This is a genomic window from Streptomyces spinoverrucosus, from assembly GCF_015712165.1.
GTDB lineage: Bacteria > Actinomycetota > Actinomycetes > Streptomycetales > Streptomycetaceae > Streptomyces > Streptomyces spinoverrucosus_A.
In genome coordinates this window covers 3,349,549-3,372,649 of sequence record NZ_JADPZX010000001.1, presented here as the reverse complement: position 1 = coordinate 3,372,649, position 23,101 = coordinate 3,349,549, and the positions used below count along the sequence as shown (strand labels likewise).

The following is a 23,101-nucleotide window of genomic DNA, read 5'->3' as shown; positions in this document are numbered from 1 at the left end:
GGTCAGCCCGCCGGGTGTCCGATCAGCATCGTCGGCGCCCCCGCCACCCGTGTCAGGAACACCGTCGTGGAGTTCGGCCCCTGTGGCTTCACCTTCTTGCGCAACTCCTCAGGTTCCACCGCCGACCCTCGCTTCTTCACGGTCAGGATCCCCACCTCCCGCTCCCGCAGCAGGGCCTTCAACTTCTTGACGCTGAAGGGGAGTCGGTCGGTGATCTCGTAGGCGGTGGCGTACGCGGTGGGGCGGAGCTCGTCGGAGGTGACGTACGCGATCGTCTCGTCGATCAGACCGCCGTCCAGCTCGGCGGCCACCTCGGCGACCAGGTGGGCGCGGATGACGGCGCCGTCCGGCTCGTAGAGGAAGCGCCCGACGGGGCGTACCGCCGGATTCGGCAGGCCGCGGGAGCGCAGGGTGCGGGGGCCCGGGAGGAGGGTGGCGCGCACCAGGCCGGGCTCGGTGCCGAACCAGAGCACCGCCTCCTTCACATCCCCGCCGTCCGAGATCCACTCCGCCTCGGCGGCGTCGGGCACGGCCTCGTGCGGGATGCCGGGCGCGACCTTGAGGGCGGCGTGCCGGGCGGTCGTAGCCACCTGGACGGCCCAGGAGAGCGGGGGCGAGTAGGCCTCCGGGTCGAAGATCCGGCCCCGGCCGCCCCGGCGCGCCGGGTCCACGAAGACCGCGTCGTACGCCCACACGTCCACCTCCGTGACGTCGGCCTCCCGCACCTCGATCAGGTCGTCCAGCCCCAGCGCCTCGGCGTTCGCCCGCGCGGCGGCCGCCGTCAGCGGGTCGCGGTCCACGGCGAGGACGCGGATCCCGGCGCGCGCGAGGGCGATGGCGTCACCGCCGATCCCGCAGCACAGGTCGGCCACGGACGTCACGCCCAGCTCGCCGAACCGCCGCGCGCGGTACGCCGCCACGCTCGCCCGCGTCGACTGTTCGACCCCGTTGGGCGTGAAGTACATCCGCTCCGCGTCCGCCGCCCCGAACTTGGCCACCGCCCGCTGCCGCAGCCGCGCCTGGCCGAGCGCCGCCGACACCAGTTCGGCCGGGTGGTCGCGGCGCAGCCGGGTGGCGACGGCGAGTTCCTGGGCGGGGTCGGTGCCGCGTACCTCGTCGAGGAGGGCCCGGCCTTCGGGGGTGAGGAGAGGGGCGAGGTCGTTCACCGGGTCATTGTCGGCCAGTCGGTGGATGGTGTGCCTCCGGCGGCGGTGTCGGCGCGGGTTCGGGGGTGGGGCCTGGGAGGATCCGGCTCCATGCGAGTAGTAGTACAAAATGACAAAAATAGGACGCGAGGGCGGAGCGGGAAGACGACGATCAGAGTCGGAATCGCCGTACTGACCGCCGCCGCCATCGCCTCGGGATGCGCACGGGGCGACGACGAACCGCCCCCGCCCCTCAAGGCACCCCCGGCCCGCGCACTGGACGGCTACGCCGGCAAACTCCGCGCCGACCACGCCGCTCTGGCCGCCGCCGCACAACGCTGGGGCCTGAAGCAGACCCCGCTGCGGCCGCCGCCCCCGCCCGCGAAGAAGCCGACGATCACCACCCGCGCCGGCTTCGAGGTGGACGAACACGAGGAGCAGGGCCTCCCGCCGGTCTTCACCACGATCCCGACCAAGCAGAAGGTCGTCTTCCTCACCATCGACGACGGCGCCGAGAAGGACCCGGCGTTCCTGCGGATGATGACCGAGCTGCGGATCCCGTACACCGCGTTCCTCAGCGACTACCTGATCAAGGACGACTACCGCTACTTCAGCCACATGCAGTCCAGGGGAGTGGTTCTGAACAACCACACCCTCCACCACCCCTACCTGCCCGACCTCTCCTACGCCGACCAGAAGTACGAGATCTGCGGCATGCAGGACGTCATCGAGAAGCGCTACGGCGCACGCCCCCTGCTGTTCCGCCCGCCCTTCGGCAACTACAACTCCGACACCCTGCTGGCCGCCAAGGACTGCGGCATCGACTACGTCCCGCTGTGGAACGAGGAGGTCTTCGTCGACCACTGGGACTACCGCGAGTGGGACCGCGACATCCACCCCGGCGACATCGTCCTCAGCCACTTCCGGGGCAAGGACGACTGGGACGGCGGGATGCCCGACATGATCCGCGCCTTCCTCGACAAGATCACGGCGAAGGGCTACGCGGTGGGCCGCCTGGAGGACTACCTGTGACTCGGCGTGGGCGGACGGCCGCGGCCGGGGTGTTCCTGGTCCTGCTAGCCGGCTGCGCCCTGCCCGACGCCCCGCCCGAACGGGCCGCCGTCGAGGCGGGGGCGGCACCCGGCTCGGCCGCCTCCCAGCCCCCGCCCCACCGGCGCTGGGGCCTGGCCTCGCCGCTCTCCCCACGCCCCTCGCCCCTGCGCCACCCCAGGCAACCGGCGGACGGGCTCCCGCCGGTCCTGGACCACGTACCGACCGCTCACAAGGTCGTCTTCCTCACCTACGACGACGGCGCCGAGAAGGACCCGCGCTTCGTCGACATGGTCCGCGAGCTGCGGCTCCCGGTCAGCATGTTCCTCACCGACAGCGTCGCAGGGCCCGGCTACGGCCACTTCGCGCGGCTTCGCTCGGTCGGCGCGAGCGTCCAGAACCACACCCTCGACCACGCCGCCCTGCGCGGACTGCCGTACGCCGGCCAGCGCGCCGAGATCTGTGGGCAGCAGCGCAAACTCCACGCCCGCTTCGGCGTCCGCCCGCATCTGTTCCGGCCGCCCTACGGCACGTACGACACGACGACCCGCCGGGCGGCAGGGGACTGCGGCATCGCGGCGATCGTGCTCTGGCGCGCCACGATGAACGCGGACGACCTCACCTTCACGAAGGGCCCCGCGCGCCTGCGCCCCGGCGACATCGTCTCGGTCCCCTCGACCGAGACCACGACCCCGACGCTCCGCGAACGCACGACCCGACTCCTGCGCCGGGTCCAGGAGGCGGGCCTGACGGTGGGCCGCCTGGAGGACTACGTCTGAGCTCCTCGCCCGCCCGCAGCAACGCCGGGCGGCTGCGGAAACGTACACAAGCACGCACCGTACGCCGACGCGCCGCAGGCAATTGGCACTCCGCTTGACCGAGTGCTAATCCCAGTCATAGTCTCGGCTCTGGCACTCCCCCCTGGAGAGTGCCAAACAAGCGACGGGCAGGTCCGGCACCCGCGACGACGGATCGACCTGGTCGCCACCTCAGACAGTTAACCCCGTGAGATCTCCGAAGGGGGAGGTCGGATCGTGACGACCGCCAGCTCCAAGGTTGCCATCAAGCCGCTCGAGGACCGCATCGTGGTCCAGCCGCTGGACGCCGAGCAGACCACGGCCTCTGGCCTGGTCATCCCGGACACTGCCAAGGAGAAGCCCCAGGAGGGCGTCGTCCTGGCCGTGGGCCCGGGCCGCTTCGAGGACGGCAACCGCCTTCCGCTCGACGTCAGCGTCGGCGACGTCGTTCTCTACAGCAAGTACGGCGGCACCGAGGTGAAGTACAACAACGAGGAGTACCTCGTCCTCTCGGCTCGCGACGTCCTCGCGATCATCGAGAAGTAATCACCTCACGCAACACACCGTTCTGAGCTGCGCCCCTGGCCCCCGCGACCGATAACGAAGCCGGGCGCCCGGGGCGCAGTTTCTTTACCGCAGACTTTCCGAGAGGGCTCCCGCTGCCATGGCGAAGATCCTGAAGTTCGACGAGGACGCCCGTCGCGCCCTCGAGCGCGGCGTCAACAAGCTCGCCGACACGGTCAAGGTGACGATCGGCCCCAAGGGCCGCAACGTCGTGATCGACAAGAAGTTCGGCGCCCCCACCATCACCAACGACGGCGTCACCATCGCCCGCGAGGTCGAGGTCGAGGACCCGTACGAGAACCTCGGCGCCCAGCTGGTCAAGGAGGTGGCGACCAAGACCAACGACATCGCGGGTGACGGTACGACCACCGCGACCGTGCTGGCCCAGGCGCTGGTCCGCGAGGGCCTGAAGAACGTCGCCGCCGGCGCCTCCCCGGCCGCCCTGAAGAAGGGCATCGACGCCGCCGTCGCCGCCGTCTCCGAGGACCTGCTGGCCTCGGCCCGGCCGATCGACGAGAAGTCCGACATCGCCGCCGTCGCCGCGCTGTCCGCCCAGGACCAGCAGGTCGGCGAGCTGATCGCCGAGGCGATGGACAAGGTCGGCAAGGACGGTGTCATCACCGTCGAGGAGTCCAACACCTTCGGTCTGGAGCTGGACTTCACCGAGGGCATGGCCTTCGACAAGGGCTACCTGTCGCCGTACTTCGTGACGGACCAGGAGCGTATGGAGGCCGTCCTCGACGACCCGTACATCCTCATCCACCAGGGCAAGATCTCCGCCATCGCGGACATGCTGCCGCTGCTGGAGAAGATCATCCAGTCCAACGCCTCGAAGCCGCTGCTGATCATCGCCGAGGACGTCGAGGGCGAGGCCCTCTCCACCCTCGTCGTGAACAAGATCCGCGGCACCTTCAACGCCACCGCGGTGAAGGCCCCCGGCTTCGGCGACCGCCGCAAGGCGATGCTCCAGGACATGGCGACCCTCACCGGCGCCACGGTCATCTCCGAGGAGGTCGGCCTCAAGCTCGACCAGGTCGGTCTGGACGTCCTCGGCACCGCCCGCCGCGTCACCGTCACCAAGGACGACACCACGATCGTCGACGGCGCCGGCAAGTCCGAGGACGTGCAGGGCCGCGTCGCGCAGATCAAGGCCGAGATCGAGGCCACGGACTCCGACTGGGACCGCGAGAAGCTCCAGGAGCGCCTCGCGAAGCTGGCCGGCGGCGTGTGCGTGATCAAGGTCGGCGCCGCCACCGAGGTGGAGCTGAAGGAGAAGAAGCACCGTCTGGAGGACGCCATCTCCGCGACCCGCGCCGCGGTCGAGGAGGGCATCGTCTCCGGTGGTGGCTCCGCGCTGGTCCACGCCGTGAAGGTCCTGGAGGACAACCTCGGCAAGGAGGGCGACGAGGCCACCGGTGTCGCCGTCGTCCGCAAGGCCGCCGTCGAGCCGCTGCGCTGGATCGCCGAGAACGCCGGCCTCGAGGGCTACGTCATCGTCTCCAAGGTGGCCGAGCTCGAGAAGGGCAGCGGCTACAACGCCGCCACCGGCGAGTACGGCGACCTGATCAAGTCCGGCGTCATCGACCCGGTCAAGGTCACCCGCTCCGCCCTGGAGAACGCCGCCTCCATCGCCTCCCTGCTGCTGACGACCGAGACCCTGGTCGTCGAGAAGAAGGAAGAGGAGCCGGAGCCGGCGGGTCACGGCCACGGTCACGGCCACGCGCACTGACACCCAGCCGCTGTAGCTGCAGGAGAGGCCCGGCACCCGATGGTGCCGGGCCTCCCCGTTTCCCCTTCGCGGGCCTTCCGGTGACCCCCTGCCCTATTTCTCCAGCTCCTCGAACATCCCCAGCTGCTCCATCAGCCCCAGCCGGTCGTACTCCCACCAGCCCTCGACGAGCTTTCCGTCCCCACCGCACCGGAACACGGTCGTCCCCGTCATGGAGACGTCCTTCCCGGTGGCCGGAATCCCCAGGAACTCGCCCTTGTGCGTGCCCTTCCAGAACCACCGCGCACACACCCGGTCACCCTCGGCGATCAGATCCTCGATGCTGAACTCGAAGTCGAAGCCGTCCCGCCACACCCGCAACTCGCGCCGGACATGATCCATCCCGATCACGTCCTCCACACTCGCCGGGTCGTGATCGTGATAGTGCTCGCCCATCACCTCGTCGAGCGGCGGCAGCTCCCCGGGCGTCGCCATCAGCTCGAAGTACCGCCGCACCGTGGCACTGAACAACTGCTGGTCGCGCACCACGTCCAGGTCCGTGAAGGTCGGCATCTCGTCGCACAGCGCGACCATCTCGTGAAAGATCCGATCCGTCTCCGGAAGATTCGAATTCCGCATCGCCTCTTCGTACGACGGGAACTCGACGATCTCGATGAAGTGCGAGGCGTCGGACCGGTCCTTCCCGATCACACTGTGCGTCGCCGTCCGCTTCCCCTTGGTCTTCTCGACCCATGCGTCCATCAACCGGTCCAACTCCTCGAACCGGCTGGTCTTGCAGTCGATGACCTGCACAAACGTCATGGCGCCACCTCCGGCCCCCCGGTCGGGTGATATGCCAATTTTAGTGGGGTATGGGCCCCTGGTTCTCCTCCGCGCCGGAGCAATCCGGAGTGCCGCAGACGATCGTTTGGGACCATGTCGGCATGCAGGCGCGGGGGAAACAGTCTGTCTCGGCGGGCGGCGACATCGGTGTGGCGGTCACCGGCGACCACAACCAGATCCACATCGCCTCTCCGGTGCGCTCGGCGTACTGGGAGCACGTACGCCGTATCGCGCCGCGTGAACTCGTCGGTCGCGACGAAGAGCTACATGACCTCGCACACTTCTGCACCACGAAGTCCGGCCCGGCATACGCCTGGTGGCGGGCGGGGGCATGGGCGGGCAAGACCGCGCTGATGGCGTGGTTCGCGCTGCATCCTCCGCCGGGCGTACGCATCGTGCCGTTCTTCGTCACAGCACGGCAGCGCGCACAGAACGATGTGGTCGCGTACGGCGACGTCGTCCTGGAGCAGCTCGCCGAGCTGGCGGAAGACCGCCTCCCGGCTCATCTCACGGAAGCCACGCGAGACGCACACCTGTTGCGCCTGTACGACCAGGCGGCACGGGTGTGCAGGGAACGCGGGGAACGGCTGGTTCTGCTGGTCGACGGTCTGGACGAGGACCGTGGCGTGACCACGGGGCCCGACGCGCACAGCATCGCGGGCATTCTGCCGACGCGCCTGGAGTCGGGGATGCGGGTCATCGTGACCGGACGGCTCAATCCACCGCTGCCGAGTGATGTGCCGGACGATCACCCGCTACGGGACCCGCAGTACATGCGAACCCTCACGCCATCGCCGTACGCCCAGGCGATCCGGGCCGAGGCCGAACGGGAGTTGAAGGGACTCCTGGCCGAGAGCCGAATGTGCCGGGATCTCCTGGGGTTCGTCGTGGCCGCCGGGGCCGGCCTGACGGCCACCGACCTCGCTCACCTCTCCGCAGAGACCCCGTACGGAGTCCGGGACGTCCTGACGACCAGGGCGGGGCGGACGTTCATGGTGCGCAAGACCCCTTTCGCCGGTCGTTCCGTGCCCGAGGTGTACCTGCTCGCGCATGACGAACTGCAGGAGCAGGCGGCGGACATGCTGGGCTCCTCGGAGGTCGGCCGGTACCGAAGCCGACTGCACGCCTGGTACGACGAGTACCGAGAGAAGTCCTGGCCGTCCGAAACCCCGGACTACCTGCTCCACGGGTACGTTCACATGCTGCGCGAGCACCAGGATGTCGATCGGTTGGTCCAGTGCGCGACGGACCCTGATCGGCAGGAGCGCCTTCTGCACGCCTCGGGCAGCGACGGCCTCGCTCTGGCCGAAATCCAGGTGGCGAGCGAGCTGATCATCGAGCAGGGCGGTGAACGCCTCCACGACATGCTGACACTGGCGATCCGCCGGAACGCGCTCGAGGAGCGCATTTCGAAGATGACATCCGCGATTCCGGCGGCCTGGGTGTCCGTCGGAGAGCAGAGCCGGGGCGAGGCCCTGGCCCGCGGATTACCGGACAAGGGCGAGCGAGCCCTCGCGTTGGCCGCCGTGGGGGAGCGGCTCGCCGGGGAAGAGGCCGCCCGAGTGCTGGCCGAAGCCGAAGCAGTGGCCCGTGACGAGGCGGACGACGCGGCGCGTGATCGACTCCTCGTGCGGATCGTGCCGGCGCTGCTGCGGGCGGGCCACTACGCGCGTGCCGAGGAACTGGCGACGACTCTCGAGCGACCACGGATTGACCCGGACCTCGCCCACCAGGTCGTCACGACACTCGTGGAGGCAGGGCAAGTCGGTCGGATCGCAGCGATGGTCGAGGCCCTGGGAATGTCCGCGCAGGCGCCGATCCATCTGGCCCCCGCTCTCGCCGAGTGCGGACACGTGGCCGACGCCGAGTCCGTCGCCAGAAGCGCCGTGGCGCCGACAGTCCGGAAAGTGGCGCTGCTGCGGCTCGCGGCCGTCCTGAGCCGACGGAAGGACGATGACCGGGCGCGGATTCTGATCGAAGACGCGCTCGCTGCCCACGGCCAGGTGCGGCTGGAGGACTTGCTTCCGGGGCTTGCCGCGGCCAACGCGCTGGAGCACGCCTTGGACATGGTGAAGGAGGTGACTCTTGACGAGCGGCGGTACGCGCTGATTTCGAGAATGGCGGGCGAGAGCGCCCGATACGGACACACCGACGACGCCAGGTCACTGCTGCGCCTCCTGCCCGTCGGGCCCGACCTTTCCGAGGGCGCGGCAGACATCGTCGTGGCCCTGTGCGGCCAAGGCGATCTGGACGGGGCCTTTGTTGTCGCTCGGCTGATCACGGAGGACCGCGGTCTCTCCCGCGCCCTCCTGGCTCTGGCTCTGGCCATGATCCGTGCGGGGCAGGTCGACGAGGCTCTGCAGATCGGCCGCATTCTGGCGAAGGACGACGGTCCCATCGACCCCCTGGTCCGTATTTCCGTGGAACTGGCTGCGAACGGTTTGCGCGACCGGGCCCGCGAGGTTCTCAGCGACGCGGAGGACCTGGCCCGGCGCTCGGTGAGCACCCCGGCCAAACTGCGTGTCGTCGCCGCCGTGTCGCGGGCGCTGTCCGGCGCGGGATGCGTCGAGGAGGCGCGGTCGCTGCTGGAAGGTGTTGAGGAGGACTTCAAGGCGGTACTGAACCGCTGGGCACTCGGCGAACCGGGGCGGGAGCAACTGAACGCCGCGTTTGCCCGAGCGCTGGCCGACGCAGGCCTTTTTCCCCGTGCCGAACTGCTGGCAGAGGGAGCCGGGAACGGCCGAAGCCAGGAGCGGATCTGGGCGGAGACAGCACAGTCGATGATCGCGGTCGGCAGGTTCGAGGACGCGGAACGGGCGGCCCGCACCCCACTGAAGCTCAACCGAAGCCGGCTTCCCGCTCTTGTGGCCGTATCCCTGACAGCCGCAGGAGAGTTCGAACGGGCTGTCGACCTGGCCCGATACGCAGAGCCGCAGTACGAGGCATGGGCCTTGGCGGAGATCGCGTATGCACTGCACGAGGTCGGGCACTCCGCCAGGGCACAGGAGTGCACGGCGCGGGCACAGGCACTCGCTCGGTACAGACCGTCGGCGCGGGCCGCCGCCGCCCTGGCCCGGGCCATGGCTCGCGGCGGTGACGTCTCGGCGGCCCGGGCTCAGCTCGGAGACGCGGAAGTCCTCGGCGAAACGGCCACGGTCACTCGCGAGAAGGTGGGCGCTCTCGTCCGTGCCATGGTCGCGCTCGGCGACTTCGCCCGTGCCGAGGCGCTCGTGGACAGGGTCCTGCGGCCCTCGGCTCAGGCCACGGCACGGGCCGACCTCGTCGAGGCCTATGTGGAGCACCGGGAACTGGCGCGGGCGGAAGCCCTGGCCGGGCGGATCACGGGACGAGAGGCCGCCCGCGCGCACCTGGCCATCGCTCGTACCGTGCCCCCCACCAGGTCCGGTCTCCATCTGTCCCTGGCTCTGCATTACGGGTGGTGGCCGCAGTGCCTCGCCGAACTGCTCGCCATCGACCCGACCATGGCCGGCTTGGTGATCGACGCAGTCGACCGGTCCGATCAGGGCTGGTCGGAGGCGGTGCCGGAGAGCAGCGAGGCGCTTTACTGAGGCCCGTACTTCCGCCCCGCCCGGGAGCTGACCCCGCCCAGCAGGCCCCGTGGCGCCACCTTCACCACGCCCATGATGGCCTTGTACCGCGGGTCCGGAATGGACAGCGTCTTGCCCCGTGCCAGATCCGAGAGCGCCGCCGCGACCAGCTTGTCCGCGTCGAGCCACATCCAGCTCGGGATGTTGTCCGTGCCCATGCCGGCCCGCTGGTGGAACTCGGTGCGGACGAAACCGGGGCACAGCGCCATCAGCCGCACGCCGGTGCCCGCCAGGTCGCGGGCCGCGCCCTGGGTGAACTGGACGACCCAGGCCTTGGACGCGCCGTACGTGCCACGGGGGAGGAAAGCCGCGACCGAGGCGACGTTCACGACACCCCCGCGTCCCCGCTCCCGCATCGCCTCGGTCGCCGCCGACGTCAGCTTCAGCACCGCCTCGCAGTGCACCTTGAGCATCTTCAGCTCGTCGGCCATGGGCACGTCGAGATAGCGGCCCTTGTTGCCGAAGCCGGCGTTGTTGATCAGCAGGTCGACGGGGTTCTTGCGGTCGCCCAGCCGGTCGGCCACCGCCTCGATGCCGTCGTCCGTCGCCAGGTCCGCCGTCAGCACCTCAGCCTCGATGCCGTGCCGGTCGTGCAGCTCGGTCGCCTGCTCCCGAAGCCGCTTGGTGTCCCGGGCCACCAACACCAGGTTGTGCCCGTCAGCCGCCAGCCGCCGCGCGAACGCGGCGCCGATTCCCGCGGTCGATCCCGTAATCAGAGCCGTTGTCATGGGCCAAGGGTAGTGACCCGGACTGTGCGCGGCTGATCTCCGTATGGGGGATTGTCGGGGGATTGCCGTGGGTTTGCGGGGGGCTTGGGGTGGGGCTTGTAGAGGGGGGCCGACGGGGGACTCGCACGGAGCGTTCGAGTGGGGCTCGGACACGCGCGCTCAACCGTGCTCATGGGCGCCGCCCACGCCCGTCCGCGCATGGTCGTTGCCGGGCCCCGCGTGCCGCGACGGCGTACCCGCCCGTTGTCCCCTGTCCACCACCACGAACTGACCCATCATCCCTTCGTCCTCGTGGTACAGCAGATGGCAGTGGTACATGTACGGCGTGTCCGGATCGGCCGGCCCGGTGAAGCGCAACGCCAGCTTCACGGTCGTCCCGTGCGGCACGAACACCGTGTCCTTCGGACCGCGCAGGGCGGGCGGCGGTGCCGCGCCGTTCACCTCCAGCACCCTGAACTGGACGTCGTGCACGTGGAAGTTGTGCGGCATCCCGTTGTCGTTGCGGACCGTCCACACCTCCGTCGTCCCGCGCGTGACCGTCTCGTCGACCCGCCCCATGTCCATCGCCCGCCCGTTGATCCCGGACCGCTTCAAATCGAAGAACCGGCCCCGCACCGCGTCCGCGCCGTCGGGTATCTCCAATCGGCCCAGCCTCGAGGGCAGTTCCGCAGAGGGCCGAAGCCGCCCGGCCGCCCGCAGCTCCAGCACGTCGAAGGAGTCGTCACCCCCGCCGAACCGCCGCTGCCAGCCGTCCCCGTAGTTGTCCTGCGGAAAGCTGCGCAGCATCACCCGCTCACCCGCCCGCATCCGCACGACGATCTCGGCCCGCTCGCCCGGCGACAGCTGCACCCGCTCCAGGGACACCGGCCGCTGAAGCAGTCCCCCGTCCGTGCCGACCAGTGAGAAGGAACGGTCGTCCGGGAAGCCGAAGGCGTAGGTGCGGGCCGTGGAGGCGTTCAGCAGCCGCAGCCGTATCAGCTCGTCGGTGACCTCACGGTGGGGACGCAGTGTGCCGTTGACCATCGTCCGGTCGCCGAGGAAGCCCACGTTCTGCAGGAAGCCGCGTCCGCCGTCGAGCCGGGCGCCGTCGAAGCGCACGTCCTGCACGACGACGGGCAGGTCGTCCACGCCGTACCGCTTCGGCAGCGCCAGGCGCGCCGACTTCTCGTCGTCGAGGATGAACATGCCTGCCAGGCCCCGCCGTACGTGGTCCTCGGTCGCGCCGTGCGGATGCGGGTGGTACCAGAGCGTGGCGGCCGGCTGGTCCACCGTCCACCGCGGGCTCCAGGTGCCGCCGGCGGGGATCTCCTGGTGCGGGCCGCCGTCCATCTCCGCGGGCAGGTGCATGCCGTGCCAGTGCACGCTCGACGCCTCGTCAAGTCCGTTCCGTATGCGCACGCGGACCTTCTCGCCGCGCTCGGCGCGCAGGGTCGGGCCGAGGTAGGAGCCGTTGAAGCCCCACGTCGGGGTCTTCCGCCCCGCCTCGAACTCGGTCACGCCCCGCCTGCATACGCAGGTCGAAGACGCGCGTGCCGTCCTTGTCGACGCGCGACTTGGCGAGCGGCGGTATCGCGAGCGCGTTGTCGAACGACGCCTTGCCGACCGTACTGACCGGGGCGTCGGCCCACAGCCATGCGAACAACCCGCCGATCGTCACGGCGACTACGGTCACGACCGTGCCGAGGACGATGAGCACCCGCCTGAGACGGGACGCACGCCGAGGCGTGCCACCGGACCTGCGAAGATTCATGCTTCGAGCGTCCTCGCCGCGACCCCGTGGAACATCCGGGACGCCCCCCGCCCCACCCCGACCCGACCCTGGCCCGTCCTCCGGGAGTTTCCCCTAGGAGGCGTGCGGCGCCTGGGCCACAGGTGATTGACGGGTCGTCAGGAGCCGTACTTCTCCGCGTACTTCCGCGCCGCGTCCCACGCCTCCGGATGCAGGGCCTCGCCCGCCGCCAGCAGCCGTGGCAGCAACGCCCGCTCCGTCGTGACCGCGCGGAACTGCAGGGCCACCGTCACGTCGTGGTCCGGACGGTGAACGATCTCGATCGGGTCGCTCGCCCGGACCTCCCCCGACGCGATCACCCGCAGATACGCCCCCGGCGCGCCCCGCTCCGTGAACCGCTTGACCCAGCCCCGCTCTCCCAGATGACCCTGGAAGGTCCGGCACGGTATCCGCCCGGAGGTGACTTCCAGCACGACGTCCCGGCCGATCCGCCAGCGCTCGCCGATCAGCGCGCCGGAGACGTCGACGCCCGACGTCGTGAGGTTCTCGCCGAAGCAGCCGTTGGTCAGCGGACGCCCCAGCTCGCGTTCCCAGGCGTCGAGGTCCTCGCGCGCCATCGCGTACACGGCCTGGTCGTTCCCGCCGTGGTGCCGGGTGCTGCACACCGCGTCCCCGGCCAGCCCGCTCGCCCCGATCCCCTTCGGGCCGGGCGCCGTCACCCGAACGGCCCCTTCCGCGGGCCGCTTGTCGATCCCGGTCACGCCGTCGGGGTGGTCGGTGTAGGGAACGGCCTGGGCGCGGCCCAGGTTCACCGTCAGAAGCTTCATGGCGGCACGGTAGGCGACAAAAATCAAAGCGTCGACGCATTATTCGCCGCCGTATCCAAGGCTCGCTTATGCTTGGAGGGTGATCGAGGCCCGTCATCTGCGCGTCCTGCGTGCCGTCGCCGCCACCGGCTCCTTCTCCGCGGCGGGGCGCGAGCTGGGCTGCACCCAGCCCGCCGTCAGTCAGCAGATGAAGGCGCTGGAGGCGTCCGTGGGGACGCCCCTCCTGGTGCGCACCGGACGCGAGATGCGGCTGACGCAGGCCGGCGAGGCGCTCGTCCGGCATGCCTCAGGCATCCTCGCCGGGCTCACGGCCGCCGAGGAGGAGGTCGCCGCGATCGCCGGACTGCGCGCCGGACGGGTCCGGCTCGTGTCCTTCCCCAGCGGCAGCTCCACACTCGTACCGACCGCCCTCGCGGCCCTGCGCGCCGCGCACCCCGGCACCCGCGTCTCCCTGGAGGAGTCCGAGCCGCCCCACTCCGTCGACAAGCTGCGGGCCGGAGACTGCGATGTCGCGCTCGCCTTCCGCTACGAGGGAGCGGCGGGCGCCGAGGAGTGGGACGACCTCGTCGTACGGCCGCTGCTGACCGACCGGCTGGTGGGGCTCGTGCCCGAACGGCACCGGCTCGCGCGGTCCCAGTCCGTGGCCATCGGTGAACTCGCCGACGAACCGTGGATCGCGGGCTGCCCGCGCTGCCGGGGTCAGTTGATCGAGGTGTGCGCGGGAGCCGGTTTCACGCCCCGCATCGACTTCGCCACCGACGACTATCCGGCCGTGGTCGGCCTGGTGGGTGCCGGACTCGGCGTGGCGGTCCTGCCGCAGCTGGCGATCGAGTCCGTACGGCCCCGGGGGGTGCGGGCGGTGACCTTGGAACCGGCGGTGCGAAGGGAGATCGTCGCGCTGACGCTGCCCGATCTGGCGCAGGTGCCGGCGGTGCGGGCGACGCTGGATCAGCTGGCGTGGGCGGCGGCCAGGTAGTCACGCTCGGTAGTCCTGGGTGGTACCCCGTAGCCAAAGGCTGTAGTACCCCGTAGTTCGAAGACACCCGTGGTCAAAGACAAGGGCACGCGTGCGCATGCCCGTTGGAGAAACGTTCCTTCACGTGTTCGAGGCGGCGTTTCCGCCCGTCGTCGACGCTGACACCAGGCGGTGGCGTGCCCGCCCCATGAGCTCCTCGCGCTCGTCCTCGGTCAACCCGCCCCACACGCCGTACGGTTCGCGCACCGCCAGCGCGTGTGCCGCGCACTGTGCGCGGACCGGGCACCTCATACAGACCTCTTTGGCCGAGTTCTCGCGAGCGCTCCGGGCCGCCCCTCGCTCGCCCTCCGGATGGAAGAACAGCGAGCTGTCCACCCCGCGACAGGCAGCCAGGAGCTGCCAGTCCCACAAGTCCGCGTTCGGTCCGGGAAGGCGGGAGAAATCTGCCATTGTGTGACCCCTTGTAGCCGTTCTGAGCGGATACGGTGCCCACGACCGTACATCTACGATCTAAGGAGATGAAAATATGACTCATTGCGAATCTAGCCTCAGACACCACTAGATGGGAAGAAATGGGTCTAAATGGGGCATAGGTTGTGATGAAAGGTTGAGGGTCTGCTGTGCATGTCTGCACCGTGTGCGCACCCTCACGTAGAGTGCCGAAGACGGCACACAGCCCCGTAACTCTTTCGAGTGACCGTCGTTGAGAGTGCGGAGGCGGTTGAAAACACAAGCGCTCGGGCAGGCGTCCGAGACGGTCGACCGCACAGGTGACGATTTCGTACCAGCCTGGAGGCTCAAGGTGACGCGCATCAGCTGCGGAGGGCGGCCATGACTTCCGTCCTCGTCTGCGACGACTCCCCGCTTGCCCGAGAGGCGCTCCGCCGCGCGGTCGCGACCGTGCCCGGTGTCGAGCGCGTGACGACGGCGGCCAACGGCGAGGAAGTCCTCCGCCGCTGGGGTGCCGACCGCTCGGACCTCATTCTGATGGACGTACGCATGCCCGGACTGGGCGGCGTCGAGACGGTGCGGCGGCTGCTGTCCGCCGACCCCGGTGCGCGCATCATCATGCTCACCGTCGCCGAGGACCTCGACGGTGTGGCCCTCGCGGTCGCCGCCGGCGCCCGCGGCTACCTGCACAAGGACGCCTCCCGCGCGGAGCTGCGGGCCACCGTCACGCAGGCGCTCGCCGACCCGACCTGGCGGCTCGCCCCGCGTCGGCTGCGCTCCGCCGAGATGGGGGCCGCGCCGACGCTCACCGCGCGTGAGATCCAGGTTCTGGAGGGCATGAGCCACGGCCGCTCCAACGCCGAGATCGGTCGCGAGCTGTTCCTCTCCGAGGACACCGTCAAGACCCACGCTCGCCGCCTGTTCAAGAAGCTCGGCGCCTCGGACCGGGCGCACGCGGTGGCGCTCGGCTTCCGCTGGGGCCTGGTGCGCTGACGCTGCCGTGGTGCTGCCGCGTGTCCCGGTGAGCGGGGGCGGCGATGAGCCCCCGCTCGGGTGGGGGAGGAGGCGACACGATGGGGGTACCCCCTCCCTGCCGGGCCCGCGCCTGGCCCGGGTGCGTGGGCGGGCCGACGGGCGGCGGTGTTCCGTCCGGAGGCGTTCAGGGGCCGACGGTGGGTGATGGCGGCGCCGGGCGCGCGTGCAAGCGCAAGCCCACGTGGCGTGGCGTCTGTGTCGGGCGCGGGGATGCGCCGGTGGCCTGTTCGGTCCGTGCAGGGCGGGCGGGCGTGCTTGGGGGCTGTCCAGTCTGCGTCGGGCGTGTGGGAGGGCCCGGGGTCTGTCGGGTCTGCGTCGGGTGTGTGGGTGGGGCGGTGGCCCGTCGGGTCTGCGTCGGGCGTGTGGGTGGGGCGGCGGCCCGTCGGGTCTGCGTCGGGCGTGTGGGTGGGGCGGCGGCTCCTCGGGTCTGCGTCGGGCGTGTGGGTGGGGCGGCGGCTCCTCGGGTCTGCGTCGGGCGTGTGGGTGGGGCGGCGGCTCCTCGGGTCTGCGTCGGGTGTTTCGGTCGGGCGGTGGCTCCTCGGGTCTGCGTCGGGTGTTTCGGTGGGGCGGTTGTCCGGGTTCAGGGCCGCGTGTGCGGAGATTCCGGGGCGTGTGAGCCGGGTTACGGGCGTTTGTGCGGGCGCGGTCCCTGGAGTGCCGTCGTGCGTGGTCACAGGGGGCGTACGAGGGGCCCGGACCCGGCGGCGTACCCCGCCGTGGGGCGGGCCGGTGACGGGGGCCGGCGGATGGTCGCTGCTCGTTTCGGCGCGGATGCCGCATCCTTGAGGTGTGGAGTTCCTCGGGGACGAGTCGGTCGAGCGGAAGGGGAGGGCGCAGGGGATGACTTCCGGCGCACCTGCTCATAACGCTTCGGTGCACAACAACGGAGGCAGTGCCGCGGAGCATCCGGCCGCAGGGCACCATGGACCGATGCGTGACGACGAGGCGGCCACTGCCCAAGGGGCGATCGGTGCGCTCGTCCATCGCGCGGTCGACGGAGACGAGCAGGCCACGCACGACCTGCTCGCCCATGTCCACCCACTGGCGCTGCGCTACTGCCGCACCCGGCTGTCCCGCCTCCCGGGGGACGCGCGCCACTTCGTCGAGGACCTGGCCCAGGAGGTCTGCGTCGCCGTCCTGCTCGCGCTGCCGCGCTACCGGGACACCGGGCGCCCCTTCGAGGCCTTCGTCTTCGCCATCGCCGCCCACAAGGTCGCCGACCTCCAGCGGGCGGCCATGCGACACCCCGGCTCGACGGCGGTCCCGTCCGACGAGATGCCCGAGCGGCCGGACGACTCGCTCGGCCCCGAGGAGCGAGCGCTGCTCAGCAGTGACGCCGAGTGGGCCAAGAAACTGCTGGCCAACCTGCCCGAGAACCAGCGCGAGCTGCTCCTGCTGCGCATCGCGGTGGGCCTCACGGCGGAAGAGACCGGCCAGATGTTGGGAATGTCACCCGGCGCGGTCCGGGTGGCCCAGCACCGCGCGCTGAGCAGACTGCGGGCGCTGGCCGAACAGTAGGCGGGGTCCGGCGGATGAACAGGAACGCGCGGTGTTCCGTACGAACATACGAAGCCCTCGGCCGTTCACAACCGTGGAATGTGAGAGCCGTGCTTCCCGTTAGCATGGACATCCGCACCGAGCAAGGCCATTTGGGGAAGGTGTCATGACTGCCAACGTCGACGGAGTGCCCGGAAAATTCGCGACACTCGGGCTGACCTACGACGACGTGCTGCTGCTGCCGGGCGCATCCGAGGTGCTCCCCAACGCGGTCGACACCTCGTCCCGGATCTCCCGCAATGTCCGGGTCAACATTCCGCTCCTGTCCGCCGCCATGGACAAGGTCACCGAGTCGCGCATGGCGATCGCGATGGCCCGTCTGGGCGGCGTCGGTGTACTGCACCGCAACCTGTCCATCGAGGACCAGGTCAACCAGGTCGACCTGGTGAAGCGCTCGGAGTCGGGCATGGTCACCGACCCGATCACGGTGCACCCGGACGCCACGCTCGCCGAGGCCGACGCGCTGTGCGCCAAGTTCCGCATCAGCGGCGTCCCGGTCACCGACCCGGCCGGCAAGCTGCTCGGCATCGTCACCAACCGTGACATGGCCTTCGAGACCGACCGCGCCCGCCGGGTGCGCGAGGTCATGACGCCGATGCCGCTGGTCACCGGCAAGGTCGGCATCTCCGGCGTGGACGCCATGGAGCTGCTGCGCAAGCACAAGATCGAGAAGCTGCCGCTGGTCGACGACGAGGGCGTGCTCAAGGGCCTGATCACGGTCAAGGACTTCGTCAAGGCGGAGAAGTACCCGAACGCCGCCAAGGACGCCGAGGGCCGCCTGCTCGTCGGTGCCGCCGTGGGCGCCAGCCCCGAGGCGCTGGAGCGTGCCCAGGCGCTCGCCGCCGCCGGTGTGGACTTCCTCGTCGTCGACACCTCGCACGGCCACAACAGCAACGCCCTCAGCTGGATGTCGAAGATCAAGTCGAGCGTGAACATCGACGTGATCGGCGGCAACGTCGCCACCCGCGACGGCGCCCAGGCCCTCATCGACGCCGGTGTCGACGGCATCAAGGTCGGTGTCGGCCCCGGCTCGATCTGCACCACCCGCGTCGTGGCCGGTATCGGTGTCCCGCAGGTCACCGCCATCTACGAGGCCTCCCTCGCGGCCCGCCCCGCGGGCATCCCGCTGATCGGTGACGGCGGCCTGCAGTACTCCGGCGACATCGGCAAGGCGCTGGCCGCCGGCGCCGACACGGTGATGCTGGGCAGCCTCCTCGCCGGCTGTGAGGAGTCGCCGGGCGAGCTGCTCTTCATCAACGGCAAGCAGTTCAAGTCGTACCGCGGCATGGGCTCGCTGGGCGCCATGCAGTCCCGCGGCCAGGGCAGGTCGTACTCGAAGGACCGCTACTTCCAGGCGGAGGTCTCCTCCGACGACAAGCTCGTGCCCGAGGGCGTCGAGGGCCAGGTGCCCTACCGCGGTCCGCTGGCCAACGTGCTGCACCAGCTCGTCGGCGGTCTGCGCCAGACCATGGGGTACGTGGGTGCGGCCACCGTCGCGGAGATGGAGTCCAAGGGCCGCTTCGTCCGCATCACCTCGGCGGGCCTGAAGGAGAGCCACCCGCACGACATCCAGATGACGGTCGAGGCGCCGAACTACAGCAGCAAGTGACGCACGCGCGCGCGTGAGGCCTGCTCAGGGGCGGTCCCGGGTTCCGGGGCCGCCCTTGTCGTACCCGTCGGGGATACTGGAAGGCGCTGAAACGCATCAGGGAAAGGCCACACACGTGACTGAGATCGAGATCGGGCGCGGCAAGCGCGGCCGCCGGGCGTACGCCTTCGACGACATCGCCGTCGTCCCCAGCCGCCGTACGCGGGACCCGAAGGAGGTCTCGATCGCCTGGCAGATCGACGCCTACCGCTTCGAGCTGCCCTTCTTGGCCGCCCCCATGGACTCGGTCGTCTCGCCGGCCACGGCGATCCGCATCGGCGAGCTCGGCGGCCTGGGCGTGCTGAACCTCGAGGGGCTGTGGACGCGGTACGAGGACCCGCAGCCGCTGCTCGACGAGATCGCCGAGCTGCCGGCCGAGTCCGCCACGCGCCGGCTGCAGGAGATCTACGCGGCCCCCATCAAGGAGGAGCTGATCGGCGCGCGCATCAAGGAGGTGCGCGACTCGGGCGTGGTCACCGCGGCGGCGCTCTCGCCGCAGCGCACGGCGCAGTTCTCCAAGGCGGTGGTGGACGCGGGCGTGGACATCTTCGTCATCCGCGGTACGACGGTCTCGGCGGAGCACGTCTCGTCCTCGCACGAGCCGCTGAACCTGAAGCAGTTCATCTACGAGCTCGACGTCCCGGTGATCGTCGGCGGCTGCGCCACCTACACCGCCGCCCTGCACCTGATGCGCACCGGCGCGGCGGGCGTCCTGGTCGGCTTCGGCGGCGGCGCCGCGCACACCACGCGCAACGTACTGGGCATCCAGGTGCCGATGGCCACGGCGGTGGCGGACGTGGCGGCGGCCCGCCGGGACTACATGGACGAGTCCGGCGGCCGGTATGTGCATGTGATCGCGGACGGCGGTGTCGGCTGGTCCGGCGACCTGCCCAAGGCGATCGCCTGCGGCGCCGACGCGGTGATGATGGGCTCCCCGCTCGCGCGCGCGACGGACGGCCCCGGCAAGGGCAACCACTGGGGCATGGAGGCCGTCAACGAGGAGCTGCCGCGGGGCAAGAAGGTCGACCTCGGCACGGTCGGCACCATCGAGGAGATCCTCACCGGCCCGTCCCACACCCCGGACGGCTCGATGAACCTCTTCGGCGCCCTGCGCCGCGCCATGGCCACCACCGGCTACAGCGAGCTCAAGGAGTTCCAGCGGGTCGAGGTGACGGTGGCGGACTCGCAGCACCGCCGATAGCCGTACGACACGAAAGGGCCCGTCCACCGAGCTTCAGTTCTAGTGGTCGTTGCAACACCCCAGTTCAGGGGTGGCAATGGACTTCGAGATTCGTGGGGACCGGACGGCTCAGGGGCCTGTGAAGCTGAGCCGGGAGCGGACGGAATACTCCCGGCTCGTGCAACAGGGCTACAGCAACAAGGAAGCTTGCCGGCTGGTCGGTATCGACGAGCGGACCGGCAGAAAGTGGCGTAACGGCCGCAGCGCCGACCGTAGGCAGAAGGCGGCACCACCGATCAACGCGGTGGTGCCGCCTTCTGGTCCGTCCCGGTATCTGCGTGAGGCCGACCGGATCTACATCGCTGACCGGCTGCGGGAGAAGGCCACGCTCCGGGCGATCGCGGCCGAGCTGGGCCGTAGCCCGTCCACCGTCAGCCGCGAGATCCGCCGTAACCGGCATCCGGGCAACGGCCAGTACCGGCCGCACGCCGCCCAGGCCCGCGCCGATGCCCGCCGGCCCCGCCCCAAGCCGGGAAAGATCAGCCGGAACCGTGAGCTGCGGGACTTCATCCAGGACCACCTGCATCTACGGTGGAGTCCGGAGCAGATCTGCCAGGCTCTGCGGGCACAGTTGCCCGAGCGGCCGGAGATGCATGTGGTCCACGAGACGGTTTACCAGGCTCTCTACGTCCAAGGACGCGGAGAGTTGCGCCGTGAGCTGGCCCGCGCCCTGCGGACCGGTCGCGCCCGGCGCAAGCCGCGTCGCCAGGCCCAGCAGCGCCAGCCACGGTTTTCCACCCCCATGGTGATGATCAGCGAACGGCCCGCCGAAGCGGAAGACCGGGCCGTGCCCGGCCACTGGGAAGGCGACCTCATCATCGGCAAGGACGGTAAGTCGGCCATCGGCACCCTGGTCGAGCGCGCCACCCGCTACGTCATGCTCCTGCACCTGCCCGGCGACCACGGCGCCGAGAGCGTCCGGGACGTGCTGGTCACCACGGTCCAGACCCTGCCCTCGCACCTCACACGGTCCCTGACCTGGGACCAGGGAAGCGAGATGGGCGCCCACGGCGCGTTCACCGTCGCCACCGGCATCCCGGTCTACTTCTGCGACCCGGCCAGCCCCTGGCAGCGAGGCTCCAACGAGAACACCAACGGCCTGCTGCGGCAGTACTTCCCCAAGGGCACCGACCTCTCGGTCCACACCCGCAAGCACCTGGACGCCGTGGCCGCCGAACTCAACGGTCGCCCACGCAAAACGCTCGGCTGGGAAACCCCAGCCGAGCGCCTGCATAAACTGCTCGCGGCCTGATCAACACGACCACGTGTTGCGACGACCCCTAGAAAGCACCGAGCGGTGGACGGGCCCTTCGGCCTGCCTGCCTACGCGGCCGCCTTCTTGGCGCCGGAGAACGCGGCGAACGCGCCGATGGCGAGGAACAGGAACGTCATCGCGTCGGCGGTCTCCTGCCAGGCCTCCATCAGCAGGTCCAGGTGCTCGGTGAACATCGTGGTCGCGGAGACGCCGACGATGTCGGCGCTGAGGATCGCGGTGCCGATGAGCTGACCGAGGTAGACGGCGCCCAGGGACAGCAGGGCGCTCAGCACGGGGAGCACCGGGTTGGCCCCGCCGACCTTGCCGGCGCCGAAACCGATGAGGAAACCGACGCCGATGGCCGCGTAGCCGATCTCGTACTCGGTGGCGCCGACGACGGCGCCGTAGACACCGGCGGTGACCAGGGCCACGACGACGGCGGTGACCACACCGAGGGCGAGGTTGCCCCGCGCGGGCGCGGGGGGCGCCGGCGGGACGGGGGCCGGCTGCTGGGCGAACGGGTTGCCGTCGGCAGACTGCGGCGGAACTGACTGGGTCATGACAGGAATCCCCCCACGGGACTGATGAATGAGCGGTGTCCCCGTACGGGCGTGCGATGGGGACGCCGAAGAGTAACAGGCGCGCCGGCCCGCTCCACCAGCGAATTCCCCGCGCACCGGCGGGTCAGAGCCGGTGCGCCGCCCCGGTCGGAGTCGTGCCCCGGGTGTCGAGCAGAAGCTGCGCCTTCACCGACAGGCCTTGCAGGTCGTAGGTGCGGTGGTTCTGGAGCAGGATCGTGAGGTCGGCCTCGGCCGCCGTCTCGTACAGGGAGTCCGCGCGGGGGACCGGGCGGTCGAGGATGCTCCAGGACGGGATGTGCGGGTCGTGGTAGCTGACGGCGGCGCCGAGCTCCATCAGGCGGAACGCGATCTCCTGCGCCGGGGTGGCCTGCTGGTCGGCGAGGTCGGGCTTGTAGGTGACGCCGAGGAGCAGCACGCGCGCGCCGCGGGCCGACTTGCCGTGCTCGTTGAGGAGGGTGGCGGCGCGCTGGACGACGTACCGGGGCATGCGGCTGTTGACCTGCTGGGCAAGTTCCACCATGCGCAGGCCGCGGCCCGCGCGGCCGGTCAGGTCCTGCGGGACGGTGTGGCCGCCGACGCCGGGGCCGGGGCGGAAGGCCTGGAAGCCGAACGGCTTGGTCTCCGCGCAGCGGATGACGTCCCACACGTCGACGCCCAAGTCGTTGCACAGGACGGCCATTTCGTTGACCAGGGCGATGTTGACGTGCCGGTAGTTGGTTTCGAGGAGCTGCACGGTCTCGGCCTCACGGGTGCCACGCGCGCGTACGACCTTGTCGGAGAGGCGGCCGTAGAAGGCGGCGGCCGACTCGGTGCAGGCGGGGGTGAGGCCGCCGATCACCTTGGGCGTGTTGGCCGGGGTGAAGTCGCGGTTGCCGGGGTCGACGCGGCTGGGGGAGTAGGCGAGGTGGAAGTCGCGGCCGGCGCGCAGCCGTGAGCCCTCTTCGAGCAGCGGGCGGAGGAATTCCTCGGTCGTGCCCGGGTACACGGGGGATTCCAGGATGACCGTGGTGTGCGGGCGCAGCCGCGCGGCCAGGGTGCGGGCGGCCGCCTCCACCTGGCTCAGGTCCAGCCCGCCGTCCGCGCTTCTGGGGGTCGGGGCGCAGATGACCGCGGTGCGCACCCGGCCGAGCTCGCTCGGGCCCGCGGCGTGCCGGAAGCCCCCTGAGAGCATCCGGCGCAGTTCGGCGGGGCTGAGCGAGCCGGGCTCGGGACCGGTCTTGTAGCCGACGGTGGGGATCCCGGCGGCGACTGCGGCCTGGGCCAGCGGCAGGCCGAGCGGGCCGAGTCCGATGACGGCGAGATCTGCGGGCATGGCGTGGGCCGTCCTTCCCAGTAACCGAAGCGCGACAGGTGCGCAAGC

19 protein-coding genes are annotated in these 23,101 nt (G+C 70.4%); 11 read left to right on the top strand and 8 right to left on the bottom strand.

Going from position 1 to position 23,101, the window contains the following annotated elements:
- Positions 1–2: 2 nt before the first annotated feature.
- A complete protein-coding gene (locus I2W78_RS14985; RefSeq protein WP_307783696.1) occupies positions 3–1,166 on the bottom strand; it encodes a THUMP-like domain-containing protein in 1,164 nt (387 codons plus the stop codon).
- A 90-nt stretch (positions 1,167–1,256) separates the two neighbouring features.
- On the opposite strand from I2W78_RS14985, the gene I2W78_RS14980 reads away from it, so the two are divergent.
- The 4 genes from I2W78_RS14980 (at position 1,257) to groL (ending at position 5,285) form a co-directional block, all read left to right on the top strand.
- The gene (locus I2W78_RS14980) at positions 1,257–2,177 is read left to right on the top strand and encodes a polysaccharide deacetylase family protein (protein WP_196460291.1); all 921 of its coding nucleotides are present in this window, start codon (positions 1,257–1,259) and stop codon (positions 2,175–2,177) included.
- Entirely contained in the window at positions 2,174–2,974 is an 801-nt protein-coding gene (locus tag I2W78_RS14975) for a polysaccharide deacetylase family protein (RefSeq protein WP_196460289.1), read from the top strand. Before I2W78_RS14980 ends, I2W78_RS14975 begins: the two co-directional genes overlap by 4 nt.
- A 255-nt stretch (positions 2,975–3,229) precedes the next feature.
- Positions 3,230–3,538 carry a co-chaperone GroES gene (gene groES / locus I2W78_RS14970; protein WP_132856129.1) on the top strand — a complete coding sequence of 103 codons (309 nt, stop codon included), beginning with the start codon at positions 3,230–3,232 and terminating at the stop codon, positions 3,536–3,538.
- 118 nt (positions 3,539–3,656) lie between these two features.
- Positions 3,657–5,285, top strand: a complete 1,629-nt coding sequence (groL, locus tag I2W78_RS14965) for a chaperonin GroEL (RefSeq protein WP_196460287.1) — start codon at positions 3,657–3,659, stop codon at positions 5,283–5,285.
- A 93-nt stretch (positions 5,286–5,378) separates the two neighbouring features.
- Here the strand turns inward: groL and I2W78_RS14960 are convergent, their stop codons facing one another.
- Positions 5,379–6,086: an ester cyclase gene (locus tag I2W78_RS14960; protein ID WP_196460285.1), complete on the bottom strand. Its 708-nt coding sequence runs from the start codon at positions 6,084–6,086 to the stop codon at positions 5,379–5,381.
- Positions 6,087–6,208: 122 nt separating this feature from the next.
- Between I2W78_RS14960 and I2W78_RS14955 the strand changes: the two genes are divergently transcribed.
- Positions 6,209–9,676 (top strand): tetratricopeptide repeat protein, encoded by a 3,468-nt coding sequence (locus tag I2W78_RS14955; RefSeq protein WP_196460283.1) that lies wholly within the window; start codon positions 6,209–6,211, stop codon positions 9,674–9,676.
- Here I2W78_RS14955 and I2W78_RS14950 read toward each other — a convergent pair.
- From I2W78_RS14950 to I2W78_RS14940, 3 genes are all read right to left on the bottom strand, one after another.
- Complete coding sequence (locus tag I2W78_RS14950) at positions 9,670–10,443, bottom strand: SDR family NAD(P)-dependent oxidoreductase (protein WP_196460281.1); 774 nt, start codon at positions 10,441–10,443, stop codon at positions 9,670–9,672. The genes I2W78_RS14955 and I2W78_RS14950 overlap by 7 nt on opposite strands.
- A gap of 159 nt (positions 10,444–10,602) precedes the next feature.
- Positions 10,603–11,940: a multicopper oxidase family protein gene (locus I2W78_RS41390; RefSeq protein WP_307783695.1), complete on the bottom strand. Its 1,338-nt coding sequence runs from the start codon at positions 11,938–11,940 to the stop codon at positions 10,603–10,605.
- 390 nt (positions 11,941–12,330) lie between these two features.
- Positions 12,331–12,999: an MOSC domain-containing protein gene (locus tag I2W78_RS14940; protein ID WP_196460279.1), complete on the bottom strand. Its 669-nt coding sequence runs from the start codon at positions 12,997–12,999 to the stop codon at positions 12,331–12,333.
- A 79-nt stretch (positions 13,000–13,078) separates the two neighbouring features.
- Between I2W78_RS14940 and I2W78_RS14935 the strand changes: the two genes are divergently transcribed.
- Positions 13,079–13,975: a LysR family transcriptional regulator gene (locus I2W78_RS14935; RefSeq protein ID WP_196460277.1), complete on the top strand. Its 897-nt coding sequence runs from the start codon at positions 13,079–13,081 to the stop codon at positions 13,973–13,975.
- Positions 13,976–14,095: 120 nt separating this feature from the next.
- On the opposite strand, the gene I2W78_RS14930 is transcribed toward I2W78_RS14935, so the two are convergent.
- Positions 14,096–14,425 (bottom strand): WhiB family transcriptional regulator, encoded by a 330-nt coding sequence (locus I2W78_RS14930; protein WP_196460275.1) that lies wholly within the window; start codon positions 14,423–14,425, stop codon positions 14,096–14,098.
- 381 nt (positions 14,426–14,806) lie between these two features.
- Here I2W78_RS14930 and I2W78_RS14925 point away from each other — a divergent pair, with 381 nt between their 5' ends.
- The 5 genes from I2W78_RS14925 to I2W78_RS14905 all read left to right on the top strand — a co-directional run bounded on the left by I2W78_RS14925 (position 14,807) and on the right by I2W78_RS14905 (position 21,157).
- Positions 14,807–15,418: a response regulator transcription factor gene (locus I2W78_RS14925; RefSeq protein ID WP_003948568.1), complete on the top strand. Its 612-nt coding sequence runs from the start codon at positions 14,807–14,809 to the stop codon at positions 15,416–15,418.
- Between the two features lie 972 nt (positions 15,419–16,390).
- Positions 16,391–16,978 carry a sigma-70 family RNA polymerase sigma factor gene (locus I2W78_RS14920; RefSeq protein ID WP_196460273.1) on the top strand — a complete coding sequence of 196 codons (588 nt, stop codon included), beginning with the start codon at positions 16,391–16,393 and terminating at the stop codon, positions 16,976–16,978.
- Between the two features lie 145 nt (positions 16,979–17,123).
- On the top strand, positions 17,124–18,626 hold the full coding sequence (guaB, locus tag I2W78_RS14915) for an IMP dehydrogenase (RefSeq protein ID WP_196460271.1): 1,503 nt from the start codon (positions 17,124–17,126) through the stop codon (positions 18,624–18,626).
- A 115-nt stretch (positions 18,627–18,741) separates the two neighbouring features.
- The gene (locus I2W78_RS14910; protein ID WP_196460269.1) at positions 18,742–19,866 is read left to right on the top strand and encodes a GuaB3 family IMP dehydrogenase-related protein; all 1,125 of its coding nucleotides are present in this window, start codon (positions 18,742–18,744) and stop codon (positions 19,864–19,866) included.
- Between the two features lie 76 nt (positions 19,867–19,942).
- On the top strand, positions 19,943–21,157 hold the full coding sequence (locus I2W78_RS14905) for an IS30 family transposase (RefSeq protein WP_230885458.1): 1,215 nt from the start codon (positions 19,943–19,945) through the stop codon (positions 21,155–21,157).
- Between the two features lie 71 nt (positions 21,158–21,228).
- Here I2W78_RS14905 and I2W78_RS14900 read toward each other — a convergent pair whose 3' ends face one another.
- Together I2W78_RS14900 and I2W78_RS14895 are read right to left on the bottom strand one after the other, a co-directional pair.
- Positions 21,229–21,720 (bottom strand): hypothetical protein, encoded by a 492-nt coding sequence (locus tag I2W78_RS14900; protein WP_196460267.1) that lies wholly within the window; start codon positions 21,718–21,720, stop codon positions 21,229–21,231.
- Positions 21,721–21,844: 124 nt separating this feature from the next.
- Entirely contained in the window at positions 21,845–23,053 is a 1,209-nt protein-coding gene (locus tag I2W78_RS14895; RefSeq protein ID WP_196460265.1) for a nucleotide sugar dehydrogenase, read from the bottom strand.
- Positions 23,054–23,101 lie beyond the last annotated feature (48 nt).

Coding starts and splice junctions, on each gene's coding strand:
- I2W78_RS14925 (WP_003948568.1), top strand. CDS start 14,807: ATGACTTCCGTCCTCGTCTGCGACGACTCCCCGCTTGCCCGAGAGGCG.
- I2W78_RS14920 (WP_196460273.1), top strand. CDS start 16,391: ATGCGTGACGACGAGGCGGCCACTGCCCAAGGGGCGATCGGTGCGCTC.
- I2W78_RS14940 (WP_196460279.1), bottom strand. CDS start 12,999: ATGAAGCTTCTGACGGTGAACCTGGGCCGCGCCCAGGCCGTTCCCTAC.
- I2W78_RS14960 (WP_196460285.1), bottom strand. CDS start 6,086: ATGACGTTTGTGCAGGTCATCGACTGCAAGACCAGCCGGTTCGAGGAG.
- I2W78_RS14955 (WP_196460283.1), top strand. CDS start 6,209: ATGCAGGCGCGGGGGAAACAGTCTGTCTCGGCGGGCGGCGACATCGGT.
- I2W78_RS14930 (WP_196460275.1), bottom strand. CDS start 14,425: ATGGCAGATTTCTCCCGCCTTCCCGGACCGAACGCGGACTTGTGGGAC.
- I2W78_RS14895 (WP_196460265.1), bottom strand. CDS start 23,053: ATGCCCGCAGATCTCGCCGTCATCGGACTCGGCCCGCTCGGCCTGCCG.
- I2W78_RS14900 (WP_196460267.1), bottom strand. CDS start 21,720: ATGACCCAGTCAGTTCCGCCGCAGTCTGCCGACGGCAACCCGTTCGCC.
- guaB (WP_196460271.1), top strand. CDS start 17,124: ATGACTGCCAACGTCGACGGAGTGCCCGGAAAATTCGCGACACTCGGG.
- I2W78_RS14905 (WP_230885458.1), top strand. CDS start 19,943: ATGGACTTCGAGATTCGTGGGGACCGGACGGCTCAGGGGCCTGTGAAG.
- I2W78_RS14980 (WP_196460291.1), top strand. CDS start 1,257: ATGCGAGTAGTAGTACAAAATGACAAAAATAGGACGCGAGGGCGGAGC.
- I2W78_RS14950 (WP_196460281.1), bottom strand. CDS start 10,443: ATGACAACGGCTCTGATTACGGGATCGACCGCGGGAATCGGCGCCGCG.
- groL (WP_196460287.1), top strand. CDS start 3,657: ATGGCGAAGATCCTGAAGTTCGACGAGGACGCCCGTCGCGCCCTCGAG.